Genomic DNA, 23,936 nt, shown 5'->3' with positions numbered 1-23,936 from the left:
GGCTCTCTTTATTTGATAGATTTCGATTATGAAAAATAAAGCATCAAAAATCTTATTTAAAATTTTCTTTAAAAATGTGAAAAAAATCACATGACAAACGAATAATACTGTGATATATTTAACACATAGAGAACAAGTTCATTTTTTCACAAACTTTCATTCCGAATAGGAGAGATTAAAATGAAAACTTTCGAAACGGATTATGTAACCAGAAACCTTTTGCAACTGTGCTACAACTGTGATGATGCACACCTGTGTGAAACAGAAGAACAATGCAAAGCTTGCTGGGCAGACAATGGAATGCTTCCTGAAGAAACAGATGAAACTAAGCAATTATTGGATCTCGTACACGCTTAATCGAAGCAGCCAGATCAACGTTAATGAAGACCACTTCTAAGCTCTTAAAAGAGAGCTGAGTGGTCTTTTTGACTTGTCTGCAGTGATAGATCATCGAAAATAATGTTTTTGTAATGCTGTATGGAATACCTGGGGCATATACATGTACAGAAGTGCCTGTATCCTGGCAGGGAACAGGAGAACATGGGGAATAAGGGGGATTAAGTCATGGGAATAGGCCCGGATCCAGCTTGGATGTTTGATCTTACGGGGACGGTAATACCGATCTTTCTTGCTGTGGTGATTGGTATTGTCGCTGTTTCTGCAGGCAGGGGGCTGCTTGTGTGGAGCCGGAACAACAGCTCGCCCCTATTGACCATCCCTGCCCGTATCGTCAGCAAACGCAGTGAACTCCGGCAACAGCAACAGGATGACAGCAATAACAGCCGCACCAGTACCACCTATTATTTGACCTATGAGCTGGAGAACGGCGTGCGGATGGAGTTCAGAGTAGACGGCAATGAATACGGCATGAGTGCGGAGGGAGACAGGGGTATTCTGACTTATCAGGGTACAAGATACCAGGGATTTCAGCGGCAGCCCCATTACTCAACAGCAGAATAGGGGAAATGTAAGTTGTTTACAGAATAGCGGCGTATACTATAGATTCCCCTTGTTTCCGGTTCGAGGAACAAGGGGATATTTGTATGATGTGAAAAATAACTACATATGGGAGTGATCCGAACAAGAAAAACCTTTACAGAACAGTCAGCGTAATCGGCGCAGGCCATGATCTACGAGCCATAATCGATTGATTCATTAAACGGGAAAAGGGAAAAAATTGGGCGCAGCAGTCACCTCTTAGGCGAATGCACATACAATACAGCGAGCAGTTGAGAAAGTGTAGGCTAAGGAGGAGAAAGAGTGGCCGTAATTAAAGCAAACTCGGGGGATGTAAGGGTACTTGCACGGTTGATGCGGGCAGAAGCCGAGGAGGATGGAGATTCTGGCATGCTAATGGTCGGCAATGTTGGCGTCAACCGGATACTAGGCAACTGTCTGGATTTCAAAAACATCCGCAATGTGAATGACATGGTCTTTCAAAGCCCTGGTGGCTTCGAAGCGCCGCAGAAGGGGTATTTCTACCAGCGTGCCAGGGAATCCGATATCCGTCTCGCCAGACGTGCCATCGCGGGTGAACGAACCAGGCCAGCATCCAATGCCCTCTGGTTTTTCCGGCCTGTCGGAGACTGCCCGGCGACCTGGTACAACCAACAGAATACCGGCCGGTACAAAGCACACTGCTTTTACACTCCTACAAGCGCGGATTGTCCTTCAGTATACTAGACCGTTCAGGTTGGCGGATGCGGATGCAGCCGGAAATTTCGGCGCTTCGCTTCCGCAGCTCAAGTGCGGTTCTACTCCAGGCAGACCTTCCTTCAGTGACAGTTAGCTTGAGAACGAGCTTCAGCTTACCTTAGGCTGTCCGAATCAGCCTGCACACCAACAATAACTAGGAGGTTTTTTAAAGATGATCGTTCAACCTTACCGTCCCGTTACTTATACGATTGGCAGCAATCCCTCTGGTGCAATGAACAATATGAACAACGTGAGCAATGTGGGCAACATGAATAATATGAACGGCATGCATAGCATGAGCCCCATGGGAATGGGTAACATGGGTACTATGGGCACTATGGGTAACATGGGTACTATGGGCACTATGGGAAACATGGGCACTATGGGCACAATGGGCAACATGGGTACCATGAGCGGAATGCCTCCCCAAGTCACCAGCGGCAGCCCAATGACTCCAACCGGCAGCGTAGTATCGACTACCGCTCCAGTCTATGAGCAATCATACATCGAAAACATTTTCCGGCTGAATCTGGGCAAAGTCGGCACCTTTTACTTCACATACGAGAATAACAAAGATTGGAACGCCAAGGTCTATACAGGGGTTCTGGAAGCTGCAGGCCGTGACCACATTATAATCAGCGACAAAGCCACCGGACAGCGCATTGTGCTCCTGATGGTGAACTTCGATTATGCTACCTTTGAAGAGCCGCTTGTTTATCAATACCCCGGTACGATTGGCAATCCTCCGACTACACGCAACTGTCGTTAACGAGACAATACGCATATCACTAGTGTAACAGGGAAACGGCAAAACGCCTTTACAAAGGGCGGTTGCCGTTTCTTAGCATTCCGGTCTACTGAGGTTGACGGAGAGGGTATTTAAGATTTAACCTTAGGTAGAAGAAGGATCATTCTTTCGCGGAATTCCTATTATTGATACAGCGCAAACAAAAATGATATTTTTACACTTGTTCGCACCTGTTTTTATATGCAAAGTAATATTATAATAATGTGTATATTTATATTCGTGATTCCAGTCAGGAGATGAACACATTGGGAAATTGATTCAGAAAGGAATTGTTGTTGCGGCAATAGCCGACATTTTGAACAAACGAAGGAGGTGGGCCTATCCGCCTGAATCGTGGAGACGGTGGATAGGAGTATAAATTGAGCGACCCTTTACCCGGTATATTACAAGTAGGTCTTATTATTTTGCTGGTTCTGTTAAATGGCTTTTTTGTTTCGGTAGAATATGCGATGGTGAAGGTAAGAAGCGGACGCATAGATTCCCTGATGGAGGAAGGCAGTAAACAAGCAGTGGCAGCAAGTAATATCGTACACAATCTGGACGGTTATCTGTCCGCCTGTCAGCTTGGCATCACTCTTGCTTCTCTGGCACTTGGTTGGCTGGGAGAACCGGCGATCGCCACGATTGTGGGACCCATTGTAACAAGCCTAGGATTTGGCGAAACTTCAGTGTATGTGATTTCGCTGATTATTGCTTTTATGTTCATCACGGTTCTGCATATTGTACTCGGAGAACTTGCTCCCAAGACCATTGCTGTGAACAAAGCTGAAGCGGTACTTCTGTTAACCGCAGGTGCGATGAATGTTTTTTACCGGATCATGTATCCTTTCATCTGGATCGTTAAAGGTCTGGCCAGCGGTCTGCTGCGGATTTTCCGCTTATCGCCTGCCTCGGAGCTGGCTACAGCACATACGGAGGAAGAAATCCGCATCATTATGCAGGAGAGCAACAAGAGCGGACTGATTGATAATACAGAAATGACCTTGGTAGATAATATCTTTGAGTTTGCCGATACGATGGCACGCGAAATTATGATTCCGCGTACAGAAATGATCTGTCTGAACAATAATCTGACGGTTGAAGAAAATATGGAAGTTGCCTTTGACGGGATGCGTACAAGGTATCCGGTCTGCGACGGCGATAAGGACCACATTCTGGGCTTTATTCATATCAAGGATCTGATCCGGGACAATGCACCCAAATACAACGAACTGATTCGTCCCATTCTTACCGTTCCGGAATCGATTCAGATTAGCGCTTTGCTCAAAGTAATGCAGCGTGCGAAGACGCAAATCGCAATTCTGATCGATGAATACGGCGGCACCTCCGGCATGGTTACGCTTGAAGATATCATGGAGGAGATCGTCGGAGAAATTCAGGATGAATTTGACGAGGAACGCCCTGGGGTTGAGATGGTGGGGGAGAACGAATTCTCCATTGACGGTTTGATGCTGATTGAAGAGATCAACGACCGGCTGGGGCTGAATATGGAAACGGATGATTATGATACCATCGGCGGCTGGTTGTATTCCAAGCTTGAAGTAAACCCGCCGCAAAAAGGCCAGACATTCGAATTTGATAGTCATTTATTTGTGGTTGAAGAAACAGATAATAAACGGATATCCCGTATTAAAGTGATGAAAGTCGAGTTTTTGGCTGAAGAGGCTGGGGCTTGATAAAATCATAGAAGTTGATCCATGACATGGCGTCAAGAGAGGCGCTGTGTCTTTTTTTATACAAAAAAACCCTTAGGAATTTGCATTACAGCGGAATGATGGCTATGCGTTAGATCCATACACCGCTTAACGGCATCCTTGGCATTAACGAGCTGTTCAAGGTTACTGCAAGTCATAAAGAATTGACAATGTCTGAGGTGGTATGAATGAAGGTTTGCCAATGTGAGAGTTTTAATTATATAATTTTAAAGGAAATACCATCATTTCAACAGTCCCGCCGGGACAGAAAGGAACTCTCATTTGAACAAATCTAAAAAAAACAATGTCATGGTTCCCCAAATGAGTAAAGCGGAGAAACGTAGGGCAGAGCAGGAACAGCAGAAGCAGAAAACGAGAATTCTGATTATTAGCACTGTAGCCATTGTAGTGGTTATTTTCACCCTTCTTTTTATACTAGCGTCGAAGGATTCATCTTCAAATGCAGGTTCAGGCAAAGCAATTGATTTCAATTACAGCGAACTGCCAAGACTAGGTAAAGCGGATGCTCCCGTTAAAATCGTTGAATTCGGTGATTTCAAATGTCCGGCGTGCTCCAATTTTGCAGGTGTCATCAAGCCACAGCTGGCTCAGGAATATGTGAATCAGGATAAGGCTGCTATATATTTCGTGAATATGGCCTTTATCGGTCCGGATTCCGAGACAGCTTCCCTGGCAGCCCTGTCTGTATACCATCAGAACAGTGATGCTTTCTGGACGTTTTACGATGCGATTTATGCCAATCAAGGGGATGAAAACGCCGAATGGGCTACAGAGGATTTTCTGGTGAGCCTGGCAGAGAAAGAAAAGTTGCCTATCGATTTGGATCTGTTGCGTAAGGATATCAAGGAGAAGACCTATATGAGTGAGCTGCAAAGTGATACCAGTCTTGCTAAGGCTTCAGGAGTAACTTCCACGCCTACTGTATTTATCAATGGACACAAAGTAGATGAGCCATTCAACATGGAAGCCATTAAGGAACAGATTAAGTCCGCTTCCGAAGCAGTGAAGGCCGAGTGATGAAATTCTCTACGTTCTGCAGACGTCACTGTCTCTATCTGGCCTGGTTTGTGTCCGTTATTGCTGTAGCGGGAAGCTTGTATCTAAGCGAGGTACTGAAGTACGAGCCTTGCAAGCTATGCTGGTTCCAGCGTATCTTCATGTATCCGCAGCTGATTCTCCTGGGAGTAGCTACATACCGGAATGACAAAAAAATTATTCCCTATGTACTTCCATTAAGCCTTATTGGGGGCAGCATTTCTATTTATCATTATGCCGAGCAGAAGATTCCCGCACTCAGCAAGGTGCTCCCGTGTACGATTGGTGTACCCTGCAATAAAGATTATCTGAATTATTTCGGGTTCATTACGATTCCATTGCTTGCACTGATCGCCTTTGCTCTAATCACGATTTTGCTCTGGACCGGACGTAAAGAGGACACAGTAGAGTAGGCAAAACCACTGCAGAATTTAGAGCACAAATCATTCCTGAAATTTCAGACACAAATCGGGTTCAAAACCCTGAAAAAACACGTGATGACGGGATAATCGCAGAGAATGAAAGATCGCATTATCTCTTATCTTGGTTTTGCGTAAATTGGATGTTTTTTCATTCTTTTTTCATTTTTTTCACCGCTTTACGGAAGACGCATTGTAGACTATCATTAGACCTTGTGAGAAGTTGAATATGCGCTGAATTTTCCGTATGGAAAAACGGGGGAACCAACATTGGCCTTAGTGCCGAAGGGGTGAATCGGGAAGCGGTCTTTAGGACCGAAACCGTAGGGCTACCACAGCCCGAATCCGCCAGCTAACCTCGTAAGCAATGGTGGGATAATGACGATGCTATAAGCATGCGGATCATTTCCGTATGCTTATTTTTGTGCCTGCATTTATGAAATCCACCTATGAAAACAGCGCACGGTACTACCGTTTCAACGTAAGCAAAGAGAGGAACTGTTACTACAATGGTAAGCAAGGTAAAACGACTATTGATCGGGCGTCCGATGAAGTCGAACGAACTCGATCATGAAAAGTTATCCAAGGTAAAAGCGCTGGCTGTCCTGTCTTCTGATGCGCTCTCGTCTGTAGCCTACGGAACGGAACAAATCCTGATTGTCTTGGTGGCCGCAGGGTTCACCGCTATCTGGTACTCATTGCCAATCGCATTAGCCGTATTGGGCTTGCTGGCTATTTTGATTTTATCCTATCGTCAGACCATTTTTGCTTATCCGCAGGGCGGAGGCGCTTATATCGTAGCCAAGAGCAACCTTGGGGTTCCTACCGGACTCCTTGCTGGCGGATCGCTCCTGGTAGATTATATTCTGACCGTTGCGGTTAGTGCGTCGGCGGGTACGGATGCGATCACATCCGCTTTTCCAAATCTTCATAATCATAGTGTGTTAATCGCCGTAACCGTTATTCTGCTCTTGACTATTGTCAATCTGCGGGGCGTTACGGAATCTGCATCTTTCATTGCAATTCCCGTGTATTTATTCGTGGTTTCCATCTTCGTGTTGATCATTGCGGGGGTATTCAAATATGCTACTGGCGGAGCCCATGCTAATGTTCCTGAGATAGGGGCAGCGGTATCGAATGTAAGTTTGTTTTTACTGCTTAAGGCTTTCAGCTCCGGCTGTTCGGCTCTGACAGGGGTAGAGGCTGTATCGAACGCCATTCCAAACTTCAAGGCGCCTGCGGAGAAAAATGCAGCCAAGACTTTGATGTTGATGGGAATTATCCTGGGAAGTATGTTTACCGGAATTACACTGCTTGCCTACTGGTACGGAATTACACCGGATGCAAAAGCTACGGTTGTATCCCAAATTGCTGAATCCACTTTTGGACGTGGCGGTTTGTACTTTTTCATTCAAGGGATTACAGCTGTAATTCTGTTTCTGGCTGCCAATACAGCTTATTCCGCTTTCCCGCTGCTGGCGTTTATGTTCGCCAAAGACAAGTACTTACCCCATGCATTTATGGTCCGTGGTGACCGCCTGGGCTTCTCGAATGGTATTATCTTTCTAGGTGTATTATCGGCCGTGCTTGTGGCTGCTTTTCATGGAAATACTGAAAGTCTGATTCCTTTGTACGCGGTGGGTGTATTTATTCCGTTTACGCTGTCCCAGCTTGGGATGATGGTGCACTGGTATAAAACCAAACCTAAAGGCTGGCAGAATAAATTTACCGTGAATACGGTGGGGATGCTAACTACTCTGACGATTACTCTGATCTTCATTATTACGAAGTTCTCCAGTGTCTGGATGGCTTTTATCTTCCTGCCCGTTGTAATGTTCGTGTTCCACCGTATACACAGCCATTACCTCAATACTGCCGATCAGCTGCGTATTTGTCCTGCAACGGATAAACCCTGCATCAAAGGAAGCACCGTGGTTGTTCCTGTCTCGGGTGTGACACGAGCTGTACTGCATTCGATCAGCTATGCCAAGTCCTTAACGGATAATGTGGTGGCCGTCTATGTTGGGTTCGATGAAGAAGAAATTAACAAGATGGAACAGAAGTGGGAGGAATGGGATCCGGGAGTGCGCTTGATTGTTCTACGTTCCCGCTACCGCAGCATTCTGCGCCCACTGGTCAAATTTATTGAAACAGTCGAGTGGAAGACCGCTTCAACCGATCATATTACAGTCCTAATTCCACAGTTTGTTACCAAGCATTGGTGGCAGGCGGTTCTGCATAATCAGACCAGCTTGTTCATCCGTTCTTATCTGATGAATCAAAAAGATATCGTAATAGCGACAGTGCCTTATCATTTGCACAAATAAATAGATGAACTTCATCAGCAGGGCTGTTTCCGTATACTTCGGGAGCAGCTTTTTTATTATGGTATGATTAGGAATATTCAGAACCATTCAAGGAGGAGATGCAGATGGCCGTATATTTTATTAGGCATGGGAAAGATGATGAAGGTTTTCGTGGCGGATGGAGTCAAAGGGGGCTCGTAGCTGAGGGGTACAGACAATCGGAGAAGCTAGGGCTTTATCTTAAGCAAAACCAATCCACATTCCATATTCATCGTATCATCAGCAGCGATTTACAACGGGCGTTGGATACAGCAAATGAGATATCTAGAATACTGGAAATACCAGTTGAAAGCAGCGGTCATTGGAGAGAAACGAACAATGGTGTTATAGCTGGCATGCCCAATGAAATAGTGGATGAACGATACCCGGGTTTGTATTTCTCAGGCTTACGGATGGATGAACGTTATCCTGGCGGAGAAAGTCCAGTTGAGTTTTTAACCCGCATAAAAGAAATACTATCAACATTATGTGAAGAACAATTAAGCACCAATCCGATTGAAAATGTAATCGTTGTTACACATGGTGGAGTAATAAATATAATCTATCATATTCTGAATGGATTAGAATGGACGAACAAAAGCAGTAAAGCATTTCCGGCATCTTATACTAGTATTCATAAAGTAGAGTATTGTGATGGAAAGTGGGGCATTTCTCTAGAAAACCTAACAGAGCATCTGTGAAGAACAGCGGGTAACGCCAAAAAGGAAAATATTTTTATTGACATAGAGAATGAGAATCAATATCATTTAATGAGACGTGGCGAAAGCGTCAAACCGATGAACCCATTAGATTTTACATATACAGGATTTAATAAATGTACGGTGCTTAATGTGCTTTACCTGAGAGACGAGATCCCTGTGAAACTATAAAACTTTAGGGAGTGATGATGATGTCTGAACGTTTGAACACAGATCAGTTAAGTATTGGGTATGCGGAGGCATTGATTGTCAAAGGACTGAACCTGTCTCTTCCGACAGGGAAAATCACAGCACTAGTGGGGGCTAACGGCTCCGGGAAATCTACCATTCTTAAGACGATGGCACGTATCATGAAGCCCAAGAGCGGCAGCGTGATGCTGGACGGCAAGTCGATCCATAACCTGTCTACCAAAGAAGTAGCCCGGCAACTGGCGATCCTGCCGCAGAATCCCACTGCACCAGACGGACTTACGGTATCCGAGCTGGTGAGCTACGGACGTTATCCACATCAGAAGGGCTTTGGTACGCTTACTTCTGAAGACCGCAGCATTATCGCAAATGCGATCTCTGTGACGGGTATGGAAGAGTTCCACGACCGTCCAATTGACCGTCTATCTGGAGGACAACGCCAGCGGGCCTGGATTGCGATGGCTCTGGCGCAGCAGACCGATATTCTTTTCCTGGACGAGCCGACAACTTTTCTTGATATGGCTCACCAGCTGGAGGTTCTCCAACTTCTGCAGAAGCTGAACCAGGAAGAAGGCCGAACCATAATTATGGTGGTGCATGATCTGAATCATGCATCCCGTTATGCCCAGCATATGGTAGCAATCAAATCCGGAAATGTGATTAGTGAAGGGGCACCAGTTGAGGTAATGACGCCAAGTGTACTGCGTGAAGTGTTCGGGATTGAAGCGGATATTGTTCCTGATCCACGGACGGGAGTGCCACTCTGTCTGCCTTATGAATTGGCGGCATACAAAGCAGTGTGAATTCCGTAAGAACGCGGCCTCCGCCAAGGATAGGTTATAAACGTGAAATGTGACTCATAATGATTATATATGCAGCTGGCCACAGGCTCCCGTCATTGACAAGGGAGCCTGTTCGTTGTTAAAGTTGTGGTTGCCCTGGTTAAATCCCACCTTAACTTTATTGCATATAAACAACGGGGCTCGCTCTTATAGTGAATCAAGGAACAATATTTTTATAGAGTCAAAGGAGCAAAGAACATGAATATCAGCAAAATATATGAGGATCTGCAGCAGCTGGTTCCAACAGGCATGGTGAAGCAGTATGAGACGCTGGAGAGTTATGTGTTCACACGTATGGGAGGTCAGGCTGACATCCTGGCAGCACCTGCGACATACGAGGAACTTCAGTCCATTGTTACATATGCCCGTGTAAATGAAATCCCGTTGACCGTTCTGGGTAACGGATCGAATGTCATTATCCGTGACGGAGGAATCCGCGGGATTGTCCTGCAGACAGCTGACTTAACCGAAATGGGATTAAGGGACAATCTGCTCTATGCCCAGTGCGGTGCAAAGATCATCGAAGTATCCAGATTTGCCTTAGAGAAGAAGCTTACAGGCTTAGAGTTCGCCTGCGGAATTCCGGGAACTGTAGGCGGAGCACTATACATGAATGCTGGTGCATACGGCGGAGAGGTCAAGGATGTGCTGCAAAGCGCACTTGCCATCAGCAAAGCGGGACGGCTAGTGACACTCCAAGGTGACGAACTGGAATGGGGTTACCGCAAAAGTGTCTTTGCCAGCGGCGAATTCATAGTGCTGGAGGCCCGATTTGCATTGCAGCCAGGTGATCCTGTGAGTATCAAGGCGGCCATGGACGATTTGACTCACCAGCGTGAATCCAAGCAGCCGCTGGAATATCCATCGTGCGGGAGTGTCTTCAAGCGCCCTCCCGGAAGATTTGCCGGGCAGTTGATTCAAGAGAGCGGGCTTCAGGGAGCAAGAATCGGGGGAGCCGAAGTGTCGCGCAAGCATGCTGGATTCATTGTGAATACCAATCATGCCACGGCCAAGGATTATATTGGTTTGATTCATCATGTTCAGTCTGCGGTTAAGGATAAGTTCGGAATAGAGCTGGAGACGGAAGTTGAGATTATTGGAGAAGAGTAACATGATACAGGACGCAGTTTATACACCGCGTCCTGTTTTTTTTGTATGGAGCATTATTACATGTGAATGGGTGTATTCAGCTTTTGGAGATGGAATATTTGGCTCTGTCTGTCCGCAGTTCAACCTGACCGTCATGAACTATATCCAGTTGAAGCCCGCTGACAGCGATCTCGTAATTCAGCTGGGGCAGTGGTACAAGCTCGCCGTCCCTGTTCAATGTGTTGCCTGTGCCCCGCAGAATCAGTGCACTATCCAGATATTCATCAATGACATCTACGGCATCACGATAATCCACAGTTTCCAGATTGAAGTGGACGGTGTCCAGGTCTTTCATCTCCTGTTTGTCAATCACCAGGGTTTCGCCCCCTTGGGCGGTCAGCCAATCCATTAATTTCTGTACACTTTGATCCATCAGTTGATCCCATCCTTATCAAGGAGATTATAGAATTAAGTTACCCTTTTCTTCGAAATTGAATCCATTCTTCTGTCACGCTGATTCAGTTGGGTGAAGGTGAAACATAATTTAATTACATTAATAATACATGGCATAAATATAAATCTAGCTGGACCTGCAGATGATTTTAATTTTCTTTTCAAGTGTAAACTACTATCAGGCACTTCTATTTATATCTGAACTATTTTAGTTAAGGGAGGTGAGTCTATTGTGGAGTGCTCTGTTATGGGGGGCCATTTCCGGCTCTGCGGTGCTGCTTGGTGCGCTGCTGGCGTTATATCTGCCGATTCCGAAAAAGTTGATTGGATTCATTATGGCTTTCGGTACAGGGGTACTCATTGGTGCGGCTGCGTATGAACTGCTGGATGATTCGGCCAATGAGGGGGGACTTATCCCGACTATTATCGGGTTCACAGCCGGTGCAGTTGTGTTTACACTGTTTGACTGGTATATTTCGCGCAAAGGCGGTGCAGGACGTAAACGATCCGTCAGAGACAATAGCAGTACGAAGGTGCAGGGGAGTGGTATGGCTATTTTTGCAGGAACAGTGCTGGATGCTATTCCGGAATCGATTATGATCGGTGCTAGTCTGATCTCCGGTCAAGGGGTAAGCATGCTACTGGTTGTTGCTATCTTCATCAGCAATATTCCTGAAGGATTGTCCAGTACGTCAGGACTTAAGCAGGACAATTACAGTAGGGGGAAGATCGTCTTACTATGGCTCGGCGTTCTTTTGATATCCACCATCGCATCGGGTGCAGGATACTTGTTCATGGATCATGCCAGCGGAGCTACGACGGCGCTGATCGCCTCTTTTGCCGGGGGAGGAATTATCTCTATGGTGTCCTCCAGCATGATGCCGGAAGCTTATGAGGAAGGCGGACCGCTGACCGGACTTGTTGCCGCGATGGGGATGCTCTGTTCACTGATTTTGGATCATCTGTGAGGGTTGTCAACCCACCGCCTGGCATGGTATAGTTCAATTCGCTAGTAATATTATAAAGAAGAATTCTGGGCCTTGAGCACAGGAGAGGTTCGCAAACTCCCTCTATAAAAAACTAAGACCGTTTTGGCATAAATCATCCCGGAATCAAGGGGTCCAGGAAAAGTGTAGGCAGCCGCCTGTGCTTCTCTTCCTGTTATGCTGTGCGCAAAAAGACAGCGCCTGTCAGTCAGCAAGCAAACATCCGTTCAAATTGGGCGGGAGGCGTTTCTTCTTAGTAGAGCCAAGTTTTCGAAACTCGTTCTTCTTTCCAGTTCCGGTTAACTTCCGGAGGAAAAGAGAGGGGTTTTTTGTCATGTCAGAAGGCAGATTGAAAGAGGAAATGCAGGAGGTTACCCTGCTGGGGAATCAAGGAACAACCTATAAATTCGGCTATGATCCGGACATTCTTGAGGTGTTTGATAACAAGCACCCCGGTCGCGATTATTTTGTGAAATTCAATTGTCCTGAGTTTACGAGCCTGTGTCCCGTGACCGGCCAGCCGGATTTCGGCGCGATGTACATCTCGTACATTCCGGAGCAAAAAATGGTGGAGTCCAAGTCACTTAAGCTCTATCTGTTCAGCTTCCGCAATCATGGGGATTTCCATGAAGACTGTGTAAACATTATTATGAATGATCTGATCTCCCTGATGGAGCCGCGATATATCGAAGTCTGGGGTAAGTTCACCCCGCGTGGCGGGATTTCCATCGATCCTTACTGCAACTGGGGGCGTCCGGGAACCAAATATGAAGCGATGGCCGAGCACCGGCTGATCAATCATGACCTGTATCCAGAGAAAGTGGACAACCGTTAATCCGGAGCAAGTGAGAGGAGACATTAACCGATGAACAAAAAAGCATTAGTCGTATTCAGCGGTGGCCAGGACAGCACAACCTGCCTGGTGTGGGCATTGCAGCAGTTCGAAGAGGTTCAAGTGGTGACCTTCAATTATAATCAGCGCCACGCTGCGGAGATTGAGGTCGCCAAGGAAATAGCCAAGAAATTCAATGTGAAGCAGCATATTCTTGATTTGGGCCTGCTGAATCAGCTGGCGCCTAACGCGCTGACCCGGGATGATATAGAAATTGCCGCTGGAGAAGGGGAGGAGCTGCCGAGTACATTCGTGGATGGGCGTAATCTTCTGTTCCTGTCTTTTGCAGCAATTCTTGCCAAACAGCTTGGGTATGCCAACATCATTACCGGAGTATGCCAGACTGATTTCAGTGGATATCCGGACTGCCGGGATGTATTCGTGAAATCACTGAATGTCACTCTTAATCTATCCATGGATTACGAGTTCGTCATTCATACACCGCTGATGTGGCTCGATAAAAAAGAAACCTGGAAGCTGGCCGACGAGCTTGGATATTTTGACTACGTCCGTGAACATACGCTAACCTGCTATAACGGAATTATTGGCAGCGGTTGCGGCACCTGCCCGGCTTGTCTGTTGCGGAAACGTGGCTTAGACCAATATGAAGCGGAACGAAATGAGGTCGTATCCTGATGATGGGCGAAGTATCTGTATGCAAAATCTTTACTTTTGACTCCGCTCATCAATTGGTTGGCCACAAAGGGAAGTGCAGCAACCTGCACGGCCATACCTACAAGCTGGAGGTCGTGCTGAAGGGCAAACCGCTGGTAGGAGAGGGACACTCTGACGAAGGGTTTGTCATTGATTTCAGCGACATCAAGGCAACGGTGCAGGAGAGTCTGGTGGACCATCTGGATCACGCTTTCCTGGCTATGGGGAATGAGCCTGTATTGGAGACACTGGTAAACACGGGCTCGAAGGTGGCACTGCTGTCGTTCCGGACAACGGTGGAAAATATGTCGGCTTATATTGCCTACCGCCTGAAGCAGGCCTCACTTCCGCTGTATTCTGTTAAGCTATGGGAGACCCCAACCTCCTGGGCGGAAGTGCTGGCAGCGGATATTCCTGATGAGGGGCCATCCTACCGCCTGTATGGAGGCTGTGACTGTGAGTAAGCTGCCGGTAATTGAGATGTTTGGCCCAACGATCCAGGGTGAAGGTGCGGTTATTGGTGTCAAAACCATGTTCGTCCGCACCTATGGCTGCGACTATCGCTGCAGCTGGTGTGATTCCGCTTTTACCTGGGACGGATCGGCCAAGGATAAAGTGAAGATGCTTTCGCCTGAGGCGATTATGGATGAGCTCACGCTTCTTGCCGGGGATAATTTTGATTGTGTGACGATCTCCGGGGGCAACCCTGCACTGATTGGTGAAGGAGTGGGCACATTCATCGATTTGCTTCACGAGCGCGGGATTCAGGCAGCCATTGAAACGCAGGGCAGCAGATGGCAGGACTGGTTCTACAATGTGGATGTGCTTACCATCAGCCCCAAGCCGCCAAGCTCAGGGATGAAGACCGATTGGGACATGCTTGATAGCATTATGAACAAACTGAAGACCCAGGGCAAGTCTGCCCACAGTCTGAAGGTTGTTGTGTTTAATGATGAGGATTACCAATATGCGAAAAGCATCCATACCCGCTATCCGGGGGTACCGATTTTCCTGCAGCCCGGCAACGAGGATGTTACGGAAGAGGGAGACATCTCGGCCCGTCTGCTGGGGCGGCTGGAATGGCTGTTCAATCTGGTTATTGCCGATCCAGCGATGAACAAGGCGAGGGTGCTTCCGCAGCTGCATGCACTTATTTGGCATAATAAACGGGGGAAATAATTAATAAACTGGATATTCAGCCGGACTTCTGCACTGCAGAGGTCCGTTTTTTTTTGGATATCCGCAAGTTGGAAGCAACTGTTACAAAAATGAAGCCGTATCTTTTCCTGTTCTGGTATAATTTTTAGCGTAGATATAGGACTCGTTATTATTATATGAATGAGGAGAGATTATCCAATGGCAAATGATTCTACTGCGTTAGTTATCATCGATGTTCAAGAAGCAATGTATTCTTATCCAGACATGAAGCTGTATGAGGAAGAGGAAGTGACGGGCAGAATCGTCTCCCTCCTGCATAAAGCACGGGCAGCAGGCGTTCCGGTTGTATATATTCAGCATACTGAAGATCAAGAATACACTAAGGGGACTCCAACCTGGCAGATCAGCCGCCATGTCACCCCGCTGGAAGGTGAGCTGATTGTCGAGAAGCCTACCTGGGATGCCTTTCACCGGACAAATCTGCATGAAAAGCTTCAGGAACTAGGCATTACCAACCTGGTGATCTGCGGTATGCAAAGCGAGTTCTGTCTGGATACCACTATCCGACGCGCATACAGCATGGGATACTCCAGTGTGCTGGTTGAGGATGCTCATAGTACCTTTGACAATGAAAGCTTAAGCGGCGGGGAAATTGTAAAACATCACAATTCGGTCATTGGAGGGAGATTTGCCCAGCTGCAGAAGGAACAAGCGGTGGAATTCTAATGGATACCGCCAAAGCAGCCATGAAGCCAATCCGGCGCTCCCCCCTGAGACTTTTTGCCGGAAAACAGTATTTTACTTGGAAAAGATACGGACAATGGGTAATGCAACGGAAGCAGAGAGCCAAGGTGCATCTTGCAGAAGACCTTCGGTATCGCTCCGCCAGTCATGCAACTCCACTGCTACGCAGTCTGCGGAATGTCGATATGCAGCTGCAGTATAACAAAATAACAAACCTGAAGCTTGCAGTCTCGAAGCTAAATGGTCTGTTGATACGCCCAGGTGAGACATTTTCTTATTGGCAGAACATCGGAAAGCCGACCCGGCAAAAAGGTTACCTTGATGGGATGGTTCTGTATTACGGCGGATTTCGTTCCGGAACCGGGGGCGGCTTGTGCCAATTATCCAATCTCATCTACTGGATGACTCTGCATACGCCGCTTTGTGTTACGGAACGACACCGCCACAGCTACGATGTATTTCCTGATGAACAACGGACTCAGCCTTTTGGCAGCGGGGCGACTTGTGCTTATAATTATCTGGATCTGCAGCTCCTGAATCCGACCGAAGAAACCTATCAGCTTAGACTGTGGCTGGATGACACTCACTTATATGGGGAATGGCGCTGTGATGCCGAGCCACTCTATAAGTATGAAGTTTACGAAGCGGATCATGTGATTAGTCTGGAACCGTGGGGAGGATACATCCGCAGTAACCGCATCCGGCGCAAGGTAATGACGCCTGACGGCGAGTTGGTGGCCGATGAAGCGGTTACCGAGAATGTTGCACTGATGATGTACTCTCCGCTGCTGCATGGATAAACCTGAAGGATTTGGGGGCATAACATAGTATGGCTTGAAGGAATTATTGCCTGCTGGTTCATATCTCTTCATCCGAAGGAGTGGTCATACATGATCGCAGTAACGTACCAAGGCAAGAAGAAAGTAGCCGTCAAAGAAGTTTCTGATGCCAAGCTTGAGAAAAAAGATGATATCATCGTCCGCATTACCTCTACAGCCATCTGCGGCTCGGACCTCCACATCTATAATGGAGAAATCCCTGGAATGCATGACGATTACATTATTGGGCACGAGCCGATGGGAATCGTGGAGGACGTGGGTCCGGAGGTCACCAAGGTGAAAAAGGGCGACCGTGTCATTGTTCCTTTTAACGTAGCCTGTGGTCATTGCTACTTCTGTCGTCATGAAATGGAGAGCCAATGTGATCATGCTAACGATGCCAAGGATACAGGGGGTTATCTGGGCTACTCAGATACGTATGGCGGGTTTGCCGGCGGTCAGGCTGAGCTGCTCCGTGTACCCTATGGCAATTTTGGCCCGTTTGTCGTACCTGAGGATGCAGAGATGGAAGATGAGAAGCTGATGTTTCTCTCAGATATCGTGCCGACAGCCTGGTGGGGTGTTGAGAACGCCGGCGTCAAACCAGGAGATACAGTCATTGTTCTGGGCTGCGGGCCGGTTGGGCTGCTGACTCAAAAGTTTGCATGGATCAAAGGGGCTTCCCGGGTGATTGCCGTGGATCATGTTCCGTATCGTCTCCACCATGCCAAGAAGACCAATAATGTGGAGATTTTCAATTTTGAGAAAGTGAAGGACATTGAGTCCCATTTAAAAGAAATTACGCGCGGTGGAGCAGATGTAGTCATTGATTGCGTCGGTCTCGATGCCAAAAAAACAGTGGTGGAAAAGGTGGAAACCACACTGATGCTGCAAGGGGGTTCGCTTGGAGCTTTCAGGATTGCAGCAGAGGTCGTGCGTAAGTTCGGAACGATCCAGTTGATCGGTGTGTATGGGCTTAACTATAATATGTTCCCGCTGGGACATCTGTTTGAGCGCAATATTACACTTAAGATGGGACAGGCTCCGGTTATTCACTACATGCCGGCTTTATATACAATGATTAAAGAAAATGTATTTGATCCAACGGATATAATTACGCACAGGCTGCCGATCAGCAGAGCAGAACATGCGTACAAGGTCTTCAATGAGAAGGAAGAGGATTGTATCAAGGTTGTGCTTAAACCTTAGGTATGGAGCATAAGCGTCACGATAAGGATCTTCTTAAATACAGGCATGGACTTCTTCCGGGTAGCGGAGTTCATGCTTTTTTATTTGCTTATTTATTGTGAAAAAGGCTGCAATTTTCTTCATTCTGCGATAAATTAACATAGTGAGTTTTATCTAACGTGAAAGGAAGCTATCCGTGAATTCAAAAAAGCCGCCCGTTCCTATCCCGCTTCTGATGCTGATTGGAATTGTGGCCATCTCGTTTTCTTCAATTTTCATCAAATGGTCGGATGCTCCAGCTTCAGTTCAAGGTATGTACCGGCTGTTTTTCACCTCGCTTTTGATGTTGCCTTTTGCCAGGCCATACAGCGGGGCGGCATTTGCGCTGCGCCGTAAGGACTGGCTCATGTTGGGAATCTCTGGCGTTATGCTGGCTTTGCATTTTTTACTCTGGATGGGTTCACTGAAGTATACCTCTGTGGCCAGTTCAACTATGATTATGGCGCTGGAGCCTGTATTTATTATGCTGGGAGCCTACATACTGTATAAGGAAAGAAGTACCTCTGCCGCTATATTGGGTCTGAGCATCGCCATAATCGGTGTGGTCTTTATCGGCTGGGGAGATATTGGTCTCTCTGCGGATAACCTCAAAGGTGACCTGCTATCCATCGGCGGTACTGTTGCGGTTGCCGGCCATTTACTGATTGGACAGAAGCTTGTGGCCCGTATGCCATCCTATCTTTACAGCCTGATCGTATTTATTTCAGCGGCAGCCGTATTTTGCGTATATAATTTGCTCTCTGGCATTCCATTCTTTGATTATCCCCCGCGGGAGTGGGGCATCTTTGTTCTGCTAGCTGTGATTCCCACCGTATTCGGGCATATTCTGTTCAACTGGCTGTTGCAGTATGCTTCAGCAACTACAGTATCGATGAATATTCTGGGTGAACCCGTGGGGGCGAGCATTCTGGCATTCTTACTCCTGGGTGAACAGTTGACAGGGCTGCAATGGACCGGTGGAGTATTGGTAATGAGTGGACTCGCTGTATACTTATATGCAGGACGCAAAAAAGCGGTGAGGGTAGAGGAATCCCTTCCCAGCGCATCCTAATAGATTATTAATAGAGATAAAGGGGTTTCTATCCATGAATGAACATGAACAATTTCCAAAACCAAAACCTAACGATCCGGAAGATAGACAAGGAGTAGTTCCTTCCAGTGAAGAGCTGTGGAACGAGGATACCTACTCCGCCTGGACCGCCCGTTTCGGCACTCCTGCTGAAGCTGCGGCGAAGCTCATGAAAGATCCTGCTGCCAAGCTCTACCCTCTTCTGGGCTACCTCGGCGAAATTCAGGATAAGAAAGTAATGAATCTCATGGGTTCTAACGGTATGAAGGCCGTAGCATTGGGACTACTGGGAGCAAACGTGAGCGTGGCCGATTTCTCGGAAGCTAACGCCCGTTATGCAAGCGAACTCGCTGAAGCAGCTGGAGTTCAACTTAAATACATCGTGTCGGATGTGCTGAAGCTGCCGGAAGAACTGCTGGATAGTTCGCATGATATTGTCTTTGCTGAAATGGGAATTGTACATTACTTTACGGATCTGGCCCCATTTATGGATACTGTGTGCAGACTGTTGTCACCCGGTGGCCGGTTCGTGCTGCGTGATTTCCATCCCATTACGACGAAACTGATTTCCTCCAAGGGATCGACAGCCAAGATCCGTAAGCACAAGGTGAGCGGCGATTATTTTGACACTACGTTGGAGGAAAAGAAGGTATCCTACTCCAAGTATCTGCCTTCATCCGGAGTATCTTCGGGAGAAGACAAACACAGTGTTGTATACTGGCGGCGCTGGACATTGGGTGAGATCGTGACAGCAGCGGCCAGAAGCGGACTGATCATCCGGGAATTAGCCGAAGAGCCCAATTTATCTTCTGAAGTTTTTGATGCAGGAATTCCCAAGACATTTGCCCTTGTGGCGGAGAAAATACAGTAGTCTCCATTAACCAACAGGTATAGCCCTAGACGCTGTAACAGTGTCTCAAGGGGCTGTACTTTTTTTTGAATTATTCTTCTTCTGGAAGTCCGGCGGCCAGCTCTGCAAACGCAAGTTGTAAAGGGGTAAGGGTATAATCTTTCCGCCATGCCAACGCGAATTCACCATGCTCGGGCTGTACACCTGGCAGCGGTATGAAGCATAATAACCCGGCAGCGAGTTCAGCCTCAATCCCGGTCCTAGAGCATAGCCCCACTCCTCCTCCGTTACGAATCATTCCTTTCAGCGCCTCGGGCGAATTCACTACAGCATGACCCCATACCTTCACACCGTTCCGCTCAGCCCATTCATCCGTAATTCCTTGTAGAAAAGAACCCGTCTCATGCTGAATCCATGGCTCCAGGACAAGCTGATCAGGCGAAATATTCTGGATGTCCGCAAAAGGATGTCCTGCTGAAAAAACAATAACAGCCTCATTGCGGGCAATCGTACGGGTTGTAAAGGAACTGTCCTGCCCGTCATAGGTATGCAGAACAGCAAGCTGGATTTCTCTGCCCCGCAATCGCTCACGAATAACAGTATCCGGCTGCACGGACAGCGTAATATCCAAGCCGGAGTACTGGCGGATGAATTGCGAGGCCAAATTAGGCAGAAGATAAGTACCTGGCACATAACTTGCTTCGAGTTCGAGATGACCGGAAGAGAGTGAGGAGTATTGTTTGATGCTTCGTTCAGCTTCAGCCGTAAGTGCGACAATCCGTGATGCGTATTGATACAGCGTGCGTCCCGCATCGGTAAGCAGCACCCGTCCGCTGCGGTATTGAAAAAGAGGGGTACCCAGCTCGCTTTCCAGGCTTTTCATATGAAAGGAAACGGTTGGCTGTTTTAAGCCCATTTCGGCTGCCACATCGGTTACTTTTTTATATTTCTCAATCAGGACTACGATTTGAAGCTTAACAATGTTCATCATGTACCTCCACAAAAATAGGGATTCATTAAAGGATTTTATTCTTAATATAGATTATATCTATAGCGTTATACAATTTCTATTACGTTTTTTATCCTCCGCTTTACATACTTAATACTTTTCTCTGACGAACGGGCTCTAGAATAGGAAGAGTCAGATGTGACACGGACACAGTCTGATGCTTCCAAAGGTGAGTTTTGTATGAAGCAGATAACCAGTAGCAGATACTCACAAAGCATAGCGGATGCTGATCCGGTGGACATGTCTATTGTACATTCACGGCAGCAGAGGCTATACAAAACACTCAGGAGGAGACAAAAAAATGCAATTTAGAAAAACGTGGGTCATGGCTTTGGCATTAACAAGTGTAGTAGCACTTTCGGCATGCGGCAACAACAACGGAGGAAACAATGCAGCAACCAATAATGGTGGAAAAAATGCAGCTGCTACGAATGCACCTACAGAAACGAGCAGCGGCGCAGACTTGAGCGGTTCTATTCTGGCTTCTGGCTCTACAGCATTGCAGCCGCTGGTTGAACAGGTAGCTGAGAAGTTCATGGAAACCAATAAAGGCGTTGATATTCAGGTACAAGGCGGAGGAAGCGGAACAGGTCTTACTCAAGTAGCTGAGAAGCAAGTGGATATCGGTAACTCCGATGTATTTGCAGAAGAAAAACTGAAGGATGCCGATGCTGAAAAAGCAAAAGCGCTTGTGGACCATCAGGTAGCGGTTGTAGCCATCGCAGCAGTTACTCATAAGGATGCAGGTGTAGATACGTTAACCAAGCAGCAGCTTGTAGATATTTTCACAGGTAAAGTAACGAACTGGAAAGAAGTTGGCGGTGCAGACCAAAAGATTCAGATCATCAACCGTCCAAGCAGTTCCGGAACACGGGCTACCTTCGAAAACTTTGCACTTGGAACCAAAACAGAAGATCTTCAAGGATCTATTCAGGAAGACTCCTCCGGTACGGTTAAGAAAATAATCGGAGAAACTCCGGGAGCGATTGGTTACCTGGCTCTGTCTTATCTTGATGATTCCGTGAAGACATTAAAATATGATGGTGTTGAGCCGTCTGTTGACAATGTAATCTCTGGTAAATATCCGGTATGGGCTTATGAGCACATGTACACTAACGGCGAACCAACTGAGGTAGTAAAAGCATTCCTCGATTACATGGTGTCTGACGAAGTGCAGAACGATAACGGTGATGTAGTGGAACTGGGTTATATTCCGGCTGTGAAAATGCAGGTTTCCCGTGATGTAGCAGGTAAAGTAACTACTAAGTAATTCATAACAAAACATTCAAGTGTATCATCCATTAGAACTTCAAGTGATTAGAGGCGGATTTCTTCTGCCTCTCTTTTCACTTTAGAAAGAGGGAGCATCTTGAGGGCAAAACCAAAGAAAACAAAGATTGAAAAACATCATATAGAAGATTTTATTGGACGGGCGTATATGTCCTTCTGTGTACTGCTATTGATTGTCATCATTATATCGATGGTATATTTTGTAGCATCCAAAGGAATATCCACATTCACCAGTGGAGATGTAAAAGTATCTGAATTTCTGTTTGGCACCAAATGGTCCCCTGAAGCGGACACGCCTTCGTATGGAGCTTTTCCTTTTATCGCCGGCTCCTTTCTGGTTACGCTGATTGCTGCACTGATTGCAAGTCCGCTAAGTATCTGCGCTGCACTGTTCATGACAGAAATTGTCCCTGGCTGGGGCAAAAAGCTGCTGCAGCCGGTAATCGAGCTGTTGTCCGGTATTCCATCTGTCGTGTACGGCTTCGTCGGTCTTAGTGTCATTGTTCCTTTTCTGCGTAATACGTTCCCTGGTCAGGGCATCGGGGTTGCTGCAGGCGCGCTTGTCCTGTCGGTCATGATCCTGCCGACCATTACAAGCGTGGCTGCAGACGCGCTGGCTTCATTGCCGCAAAATCTGAAAGAATCCTCTTTTGCGCTCGGTGCCACCCGGTGGCAGACCATAGCCCGTGTGATTCTCCCGACTACGTTCCCTGCGATTATGACAGGTGTGGTGCTGGGGATGGCTCGTGCATTCGGAGAAGCCCTGGCTGTGCAAATGGTTATCGGGAATGCGCCTTTCGTGCCGCGGTCGCTCTTTGAATCCGCATCGACTCTGACCAGTGTGATTACACTGAGTATGGGCAACACGACGATGGGCTCACCGCAAAATAACGCGCTGTGGAGTATGGCGCTGGTTCTTATGCTGATGACTTTTGTCTTTGTCCTCCTCGTAAGAATGCTCGAAAGGAGAAATAAAATTTGAAGCCGAGAACTGCAGACAAAATTGCCACAGCGCTTATCGTATTTTTCGCATTACTTATTGTAGCCATCCTGGTAGGACTATTGGGATACATTCTGATCCGGGGCCTTAACCATATCAGCTGGGATTTCCTGACCTCTGCACCGCAAAAGATCCGCGCAGGCGGAGGCGTCGGGCCACAGCTGTTCAATTCCATCTACCTGCTGGTCTTGACCCTAATCATTACTGTGCCGCTAGGCCTGGGAGCTGGGATCTTCATGGCGGAATATGCCCGCCCAGGCAAGCTGACCAACTTCATCCGTCTGATCGTAGAGGTATTGTCTTCGTTTCCTTCGATCGTTGTCGGGTTGTTCGGTCTCCTGCTAATCGTTAACACCTTTAACCTCGGGTTCTCCCTGGTCTCAGGTGCTTTGGCTCTTACCTTCTTCAACCTGCCGCTGATGGTGCGGATTACGGAACAGGCCTTCCGCACAGTGCCGAAGCAACAGAAGGAGGCAGGCTTTGCCCTTGGGTTGTCCAAGTGGAAGATTGTAACTACTGTACTGCTTCCAGTCGCGTTGCCAACCATTATCACCGGAACCATTCTGTCCGCGGGACGTGTCTTTGGGGAAGCGGCTGCGCTGATGTTCACAGCAGGCATGAGCAGCCCACGTCTGGATTTCACCAACTGGAATCCGGCTAGCGCGACTTCACCGCTGAATCCTTTCCGTCCGGCAGAAACGCTGGCAGTGCACATCTGGAAAGTTAACAGTGAAGGATTGGCCCCGGATGCCATACAGATCGCAGCGGGAGCTTCGGCAGTGCTTGTGATTACGGTACTTATTTTCAATCTAGCTGCCCGTTACTTCGGCCGTTTGATTTACCGCAAGCTTACTGCTTCTAAAAGAATGAGCTAATAGCAAGTATACGATGGATCAATAGGAGGAATAT

Annotated in this window: 26 protein-coding genes and 2 riboswitches; of the genes, 24 read left to right on the top strand and 2 right to left on the bottom strand. The window is 47.3% G+C overall.

Annotated elements, in window-relative coordinates:
- The first annotated feature begins 180 nt into the window (after positions 1–180).
- The 11 genes from ACTJKB_RS01505 to murB all read left to right on the top strand — a co-directional run bounded on the left by ACTJKB_RS01505 (position 181) and on the right by murB (position 10,877).
- Positions 181–357 (top strand): hypothetical protein, encoded by a 177-nt coding sequence (locus ACTJKB_RS01505; protein WP_178382827.1) that lies wholly within the window; start codon positions 181–183, stop codon positions 355–357.
- A gap of 207 nt (positions 358–564) precedes the next feature.
- Positions 565–960 (top strand): DUF2500 domain-containing protein, encoded by a 396-nt coding sequence (locus ACTJKB_RS01500; RefSeq protein ID WP_440831495.1) that lies wholly within the window; start codon positions 565–567, stop codon positions 958–960.
- Positions 961–1,260: 300 nt separating this feature from the next.
- Positions 1,261–1,683 carry a cell wall hydrolase gene (locus tag ACTJKB_RS01495; RefSeq protein WP_440831494.1) on the top strand — a complete coding sequence of 141 codons (423 nt, stop codon included), beginning with the start codon at positions 1,261–1,263 and terminating at the stop codon, positions 1,681–1,683.
- Positions 1,684–2,059: 376 nt separating this feature from the next.
- Complete coding sequence (gene gerQ / locus ACTJKB_RS01490) at positions 2,060–2,464, top strand: spore coat protein GerQ (protein WP_440832681.1); 405 nt, start codon at positions 2,060–2,062, stop codon at positions 2,462–2,464.
- A 398-nt stretch (positions 2,465–2,862) separates the two neighbouring features.
- Entirely contained in the window at positions 2,863–4,179 is a 1,317-nt protein-coding gene (locus tag ACTJKB_RS01485) for a hemolysin family protein (RefSeq protein WP_440831493.1), read from the top strand.
- A gap of 300 nt (positions 4,180–4,479) precedes the next feature.
- Entirely contained in the window at positions 4,480–5,235 is a 756-nt protein-coding gene (locus tag ACTJKB_RS01480; protein ID WP_440831492.1) for a DsbA family protein, read from the top strand.
- The gene (locus ACTJKB_RS01475) at positions 5,235–5,666 is read left to right on the top strand and encodes a disulfide oxidoreductase (RefSeq protein ID WP_440831491.1); all 432 of its coding nucleotides are present in this window, start codon (positions 5,235–5,237) and stop codon (positions 5,664–5,666) included. The genes ACTJKB_RS01480 and ACTJKB_RS01475 overlap by 1 nt, the downstream gene beginning before the upstream one ends.
- Before the next feature lie 228 nt (positions 5,667–5,894).
- A riboswitch (cyclic di-AMP (ydaO/yuaA leader) is annotated at positions 5,895–6,054 on the top strand.
- A gap of 127 nt (positions 6,055–6,181) precedes the next feature.
- Positions 6,182–7,999 carry an APC family permease gene (locus ACTJKB_RS01470; RefSeq protein WP_440831490.1) on the top strand — a complete coding sequence of 606 codons (1,818 nt, stop codon included), beginning with the start codon at positions 6,182–6,184 and terminating at the stop codon, positions 7,997–7,999.
- A 104-nt stretch (positions 8,000–8,103) separates the two neighbouring features.
- Entirely contained in the window at positions 8,104–8,718 is a 615-nt protein-coding gene (locus ACTJKB_RS01465; RefSeq protein ID WP_440831489.1) for a histidine phosphatase family protein, read from the top strand.
- A gap of 209 nt (positions 8,719–8,927) precedes the next feature.
- Complete coding sequence (locus ACTJKB_RS01460) at positions 8,928–9,728, top strand: ABC transporter ATP-binding protein (protein WP_440831488.1); 801 nt, start codon at positions 8,928–8,930, stop codon at positions 9,726–9,728.
- 237 nt (positions 9,729–9,965) lie between these two features.
- The gene (gene murB, locus ACTJKB_RS01455; RefSeq protein ID WP_440831487.1) at positions 9,966–10,877 is read left to right on the top strand and encodes a UDP-N-acetylmuramate dehydrogenase; all 912 of its coding nucleotides are present in this window, start codon (positions 9,966–9,968) and stop codon (positions 10,875–10,877) included.
- Between the two features lie 76 nt (positions 10,878–10,953).
- Here the strand turns inward: murB and ACTJKB_RS01450 are convergent, their stop codons facing one another.
- A complete protein-coding gene (locus ACTJKB_RS01450; RefSeq protein ID WP_440831486.1) occupies positions 10,954–11,289 on the bottom strand; it encodes a hypothetical protein in 336 nt (111 codons plus the stop codon).
- A gap of 250 nt (positions 11,290–11,539) precedes the next feature.
- Between ACTJKB_RS01450 and ACTJKB_RS01445 the strand changes: the two genes are divergently transcribed.
- The 10 genes from ACTJKB_RS01445 to ACTJKB_RS01400 all read left to right on the top strand — a co-directional run bounded on the left by ACTJKB_RS01445 (position 11,540) and on the right by ACTJKB_RS01400 (position 19,749).
- The gene (locus tag ACTJKB_RS01445) at positions 11,540–12,277 is read left to right on the top strand and encodes a ZIP family metal transporter (RefSeq protein ID WP_440831485.1); all 738 of its coding nucleotides are present in this window, start codon (positions 11,540–11,542) and stop codon (positions 12,275–12,277) included.
- Positions 12,278–12,355: 78 nt separating this feature from the next.
- A riboswitch (PreQ1 riboswitch) is annotated at positions 12,356–12,399 on the top strand.
- Between the two features lie 230 nt (positions 12,400–12,629).
- Positions 12,630–13,130 carry a preQ(1) synthase gene (gene queF, locus ACTJKB_RS01440; protein WP_025708122.1) on the top strand — a complete coding sequence of 167 codons (501 nt, stop codon included), beginning with the start codon at positions 12,630–12,632 and terminating at the stop codon, positions 13,128–13,130.
- Between the two features lie 30 nt (positions 13,131–13,160).
- Positions 13,161–13,823, top strand: a complete 663-nt coding sequence (gene queC, locus ACTJKB_RS01435) for a 7-cyano-7-deazaguanine synthase QueC (protein ID WP_440831484.1) — start codon at positions 13,161–13,163, stop codon at positions 13,821–13,823.
- 2 nt (positions 13,824–13,825) lie between these two features.
- A complete protein-coding gene (locus ACTJKB_RS01430; protein ID WP_440831483.1) occupies positions 13,826–14,305 on the top strand; it encodes a 6-pyruvoyl trahydropterin synthase family protein in 480 nt (159 codons plus the stop codon).
- Complete coding sequence (gene queE, locus ACTJKB_RS01425) at positions 14,298–15,020, top strand: 7-carboxy-7-deazaguanine synthase QueE (protein ID WP_440831482.1); 723 nt, start codon at positions 14,298–14,300, stop codon at positions 15,018–15,020. Before ACTJKB_RS01430 ends, queE begins: the two co-directional genes overlap by 8 nt.
- Before the next feature lie 177 nt (positions 15,021–15,197).
- Positions 15,198–15,725, top strand: coding sequence for a cysteine hydrolase family protein (locus ACTJKB_RS01420; protein WP_440831481.1), 528 nt, complete (start codon positions 15,198–15,200; stop codon positions 15,723–15,725).
- Positions 15,726–15,745: 20 nt separating this feature from the next.
- On the top strand, positions 15,746–16,543 hold the full coding sequence (locus tag ACTJKB_RS01415) for a VanW family protein (RefSeq protein ID WP_440832679.1): 798 nt from the start codon (positions 15,746–15,748) through the stop codon (positions 16,541–16,543).
- 90 nt (positions 16,544–16,633) lie between these two features.
- Complete coding sequence (locus ACTJKB_RS01410) at positions 16,634–17,770, top strand: zinc-dependent alcohol dehydrogenase (protein WP_440831480.1); 1,137 nt, start codon at positions 16,634–16,636, stop codon at positions 17,768–17,770.
- A gap of 175 nt (positions 17,771–17,945) precedes the next feature.
- A complete protein-coding gene (locus ACTJKB_RS01405; protein ID WP_440831479.1) occupies positions 17,946–18,860 on the top strand; it encodes a DMT family transporter in 915 nt (304 codons plus the stop codon).
- Between the two features lie 34 nt (positions 18,861–18,894).
- Positions 18,895–19,749: a class I SAM-dependent methyltransferase gene (locus ACTJKB_RS01400; RefSeq protein ID WP_440831478.1), complete on the top strand. Its 855-nt coding sequence runs from the start codon at positions 18,895–18,897 to the stop codon at positions 19,747–19,749.
- 70 nt (positions 19,750–19,819) lie between these two features.
- On the opposite strand, the gene ACTJKB_RS01395 is transcribed toward ACTJKB_RS01400, so the two are convergent.
- Complete coding sequence (locus ACTJKB_RS01395; protein ID WP_440831477.1) at positions 19,820–20,716, bottom strand: LysR family transcriptional regulator; 897 nt, start codon at positions 20,714–20,716, stop codon at positions 19,820–19,822.
- A 322-nt stretch (positions 20,717–21,038) separates the two neighbouring features.
- Here ACTJKB_RS01395 and ACTJKB_RS01390 point away from each other — a divergent pair, with 322 nt between their 5' ends.
- The 3 genes from ACTJKB_RS01390 to pstA all read left to right on the top strand — a co-directional run bounded on the left by ACTJKB_RS01390 (position 21,039) and on the right by pstA (position 23,902).
- Positions 21,039–22,007, top strand: coding sequence for a phosphate ABC transporter substrate-binding protein (locus ACTJKB_RS01390; protein ID WP_440831476.1), 969 nt, complete (start codon positions 21,039–21,041; stop codon positions 22,005–22,007).
- 99 nt (positions 22,008–22,106) lie between these two features.
- Positions 22,107–23,009, top strand: coding sequence for a phosphate ABC transporter permease subunit PstC (pstC, locus tag ACTJKB_RS01385; protein ID WP_143186154.1), 903 nt, complete (start codon positions 22,107–22,109; stop codon positions 23,007–23,009).
- The gene (pstA, locus tag ACTJKB_RS01380; protein ID WP_074100573.1) at positions 23,006–23,902 is read left to right on the top strand and encodes a phosphate ABC transporter permease PstA; all 897 of its coding nucleotides are present in this window, start codon (positions 23,006–23,008) and stop codon (positions 23,900–23,902) included. The genes pstC and pstA overlap by 4 nt, the downstream gene beginning before the upstream one ends.
- The last annotated feature ends 34 nt before the right edge of the window (positions 23,903–23,936 follow it).

It is taken from the genome of Paenibacillus sp. 22594, from assembly GCF_052044425.1.
In the GTDB taxonomy this organism is placed as follows: Bacteria; Bacillota; Bacilli; order Paenibacillales; family Paenibacillaceae; genus Paenibacillus_AQ.
Note: the sequence above shows the minus strand (reverse complement) of the source record. Positions and strands in the feature narration are given on the sequence as shown.